This window comes from Fusibacter sp. (assembly GCF_057447755.1).
Window position 1 is genome coordinate 1 of record NZ_JBVBZF010000345.1, and the last position, 3657, is coordinate 3657.

Annotated in this window: 3 protein-coding genes and 1 pseudogene; 1 reads left to right on the forward strand and 3 read right to left on the reverse strand. The window is 39.3% G+C overall.

The window, feature by feature from the left end:
* Positions 1-272, forward strand: a pseudogene (locus AC220I_RS19845) (hypothetical protein); the annotation flags it as partial.
* Between the two features lie 167 nt (positions 273-439).
* Here AC220I_RS19845 and AC220I_RS19850 read toward each other — a convergent pair.
* The 3 genes from AC220I_RS19850 to AC220I_RS19860 all read right to left on the reverse strand — a co-directional run bounded on the left by AC220I_RS19850 (position 440) and on the right by AC220I_RS19860 (position 3640).
* Positions 440-637, reverse strand: a complete 198-nt coding sequence (locus tag AC220I_RS19850; RefSeq protein WP_486725602.1) for a hypothetical protein — start codon at positions 635-637, stop codon at positions 440-442.
* Between the two features lie 55 nt (positions 638-692).
* Positions 693-3371 (reverse strand): helix-turn-helix transcriptional regulator, encoded by a 2679-nt coding sequence (locus tag AC220I_RS19855; RefSeq protein WP_486725603.1) that lies wholly within the window; start codon positions 3369-3371, stop codon positions 693-695.
* Positions 3372-3493: 122 nt separating this feature from the next.
* On the reverse strand, positions 3494-3640 hold the full coding sequence (locus AC220I_RS19860) for a zinc-binding dehydrogenase (RefSeq protein ID WP_486725604.1): 147 nt from the start codon (positions 3638-3640) through the stop codon (positions 3494-3496).
* Between the last annotated feature and the right edge of the window lie 17 nt (positions 3641-3657).

Sequence of the window (3657 nt, forward strand, 5' to 3'; positions counted from 1 at the left end):
CATCATTTTTTACGAGTCAATTTATCAGCAATGTTCCAAGTGCAATATTGCTAAGTGGCTTTACAAGTCATTATAAGGCTTTGTTATTGGGTGTTAGTTTAGGTGGTCTTGGGACACTTGTTGCTTCACTGGCAAATTTAATTTCTTATAAGCTCTATATGGCTTATGATAAAAAATCACCCTATAAGCGTACCTTTATACTCATAAATATTATTATTGCGCTTGCCTTATTGCCATTTGTGCTGTGGCTGGTTAAAAATCCTTTATCCTAATGAAAAATCAAGGCCCACTTTAACTTATTGAATCCATACAAGACGAAAGCTTCAGTTGACTTATCCGATAAAAAAATAACAGCCCCTTCATTTTATGCAGGCGCTGTTTTTCTTTTAATAAATTCGGCTAACATTATATCACCAGTTTTATTTGAACGATCATAAATCTAAGAACCCATCTGGTCTGGTTTAATGGCAATGAGCTCAATACCTAAATCCCTTATTTGTCGCAATAACCCATATAGGGCTGCTTGATCTACTATTTCTCCTAATACCCTTGTGGTAGCATCTTCTTGCCATTCCACCAAAAACCCATCAAACATCGATTCACTGACATGCCCCTTGACGATAATCTCATAATTCATTATTTACCTCGCTTCTGGAAGGCCCAAAGGGCATTCACCACATGTTTCATTTGATTTAAACAAGACCAAGCGCATTCGCCTTAGCAACGGCTTCAGTCCGACGGCTTACCTCGAGTTTTCCAAACAAATTATTGTTATAGCTTTTCACTGTACTTAATGCAATAAACAATGTATTTGCAATCTCCTGATTTGACATCCCCTTGGCAATGAGTCCCAAAATTTCTAATTCTCGTGCCGATAAGGGTTCTGAAAGTGACTGATTCGCCTTGGCACTTTTTATATGAAGTGACGACCTCATGACGTCATGTTGTGCTTGACCAAACTCCATGAACGGCAACTTTATACCTTCTACTTCAGAAAGTTTTACTGCTGATGCCATTAGTGCTTCCCGCTCAGGTCTGCTACTCTCAAAGCGAATCTTTAAAAGTGTAAATTCAATTACAGCTAACCAACGCTTTTGGACACTTGCCCTTGCAATTAGTTTGCCGCATAAAGTACCAAACAGCTCAGTGTATATTTCAACTGGTGAATACCGCATCAAAATTTTTATTTTCGTCTCATCTATATAAGCAGGCAAATTTGTGATAGGCATTTTACTGATATTATTTAAATCAAAACCATAACCGCCATCATGTATGTCAAAGAAGTCGTAAGCCTCTAAATAGGATGCAATTTTCACCCCAAGTGCATGTGGATCCCTTTCCTTAGATAGCTTTAACCATAAGGCCATATCATCAAGCGTAATGCTCTCTGGAATTGGTTTGTTAAAGATATGGTGCTTGCCTTCCTCGACACAGAGCTCGGCCGAATCCCATAAGCCTTCTGCGATATATAACCTGCTTAAAATAATATTATACTTATATCGCCAATCCATAAATTCAAACTGATGCCCATAGGCTTTGCTTGTATCCAGATGTTCAAATGCCAAGCCCAGTTCGCCACGATACGCAGCAATTTGAGCCAAAAATAAATAATAGGTCGCCATCATAAGGGGTACAATCCCCTTATTTTGCACTTCCTCTATGGCTTCTTTTATTATAAATTCTGCCTTTGTAAGCTGGCCCATTTGAATATAGAGTTCACATATAACCGATTTAAAAGAGTTTAATATCAGAGGACTCAAGAGTCCTATGGTTTCGTCTGTAACTTGAATCATAAGGTCAAGAGCGGTTGACAGGTCTCCATTACCCCAATGTGAAGTTGCTAAAAAGGTCTTTATTTGCCATTGTCTTTTATATGAATATAAGTCTGATAAATGCTTCAATTTTTCTATCTTCACAACCAAGGCCACATAATTCCCGCTTAAAGCAGCAATGTATGCCTCTGCACTCATTAAAGTTGCAGGCATCTGCGTCATTTCATCGTGATTACGAACCATCACGCCTTCATCTTCGCCATCTACAATCCAACGCTCGTAAAGTAACCTAGCAGATTCAAACCACGGCAAACAACTCATCACATCACCACTGTCAAGAAGTGCCCAACCATACCCCATTAAGAGTAAAGGACTTTTGTCAAGTAAGGTCTTAGGCAATTTCTTCACCATGTCTAACCAATTTGCTGATTCTAGACTCAAATCCATTTCAGACCAGATTTGTTCTGCCAAACCTGCAGCCAATTCAAAACTACCACCTGCTAGATACTTGTCAATTGCCTCCTTGTACCGGTTATTTCTCAGGTACCAGTCACCAGCTCTTTTGTACAATTGATTCCGATCTTGGGACAAGTTCACTTCAAACCTTTTCAAGAGTAGCGCTCTAAATAAATGATGATATCTGTAGGCGCATTCATCGCCCTCGAGAACAATTAAAAAGCTATTGGACTTGACAAGCATTTGTATAATTTCATCTGAAGCTCCCGGGTTAAGTGATAAGACCTCATCACACATTTGTGCTGTAAAATATTCAAAAATAGATGTAGATAAGAGAAATGTCTTCATCTGATCACTTTGTCGCTCCAGCACCTCTTCAAGAAGATAATCCATAATATAGCGCTGGCTCCAACCAAAGGATTGCACAAACTGATCAATATCATTGATGCCCTGCATCGTAAACGCAGTGAGCAAAAGCCCTGACACCCACCCTTCTGTCCGAGTATAAATCTGATTAAGCTGATGTTGAGTAAGTGTTCTTTTAAGATATGATGTCAATAGTACCCCAGCTTGATCCTGCGTCAGTAACAAGTCGGCCATGCGAAGTTCTGTCATACTACGCTGTAGGCGAAGACGACCAAGTGGTATCGGTGGATCTTCCCTGGAGATAATGCACAGTTTGATAGTCCGAGGCAAATGTTCAATTAACATTCTTGTTAACACATGAATTTGGGGTTCATAAATGTAGTGGTAATCATCTAAAACAATGACTAGGGGCTTGTGCATTGATTGAAGGATGGAAATAAAAGCCCTGATCAAGGAATCTTCATCAATTGTCAGTCTTGACTCGAGCATTTGAAGAATTTGATTTGAAACGACGCCATCAATTTCGGCAAGTCCTAGAGCTAGATAATGAAGAAATTGAGCCAATGTGTTGTCCCAATCATCAATTGAAAACCAGATAAAAGGCACATTTTGAGTATCGAGCCAATAGCTGACGAGCGTTGATTTACCAGCGCCTGCACCTGCCGATATTATCATTATCCTTGAATCTTTTATTCGCTCAATAATTTCATCTTTGACAACCAAATTAAGGGGCAAAGATGGCTTTTGTAATTTTGCTTTAATAATCATCTGCGTCATGGGACCTCCTAGTGGATGATTAGGGTTCACCTTATAGGTCTTTATTTTACTATACCCATTGCTTCATTGTCTATGCAGATCCCGTTCGTATCATAAAATTACAATTGCGCCATTCGAAAGTACTAGGCATTATGTGGTATTGTGATTGCAACATTGCCTGTCTTAAGACCCTGATCCACATAACGATGGGCCTCGACGATCTCATCAAGTAAATAGGTTCGGTCAATAACGGCATCCAACTTACCTTCTTCATACATTTGTGTAAGCAGATTAAGAAACGCTCTAC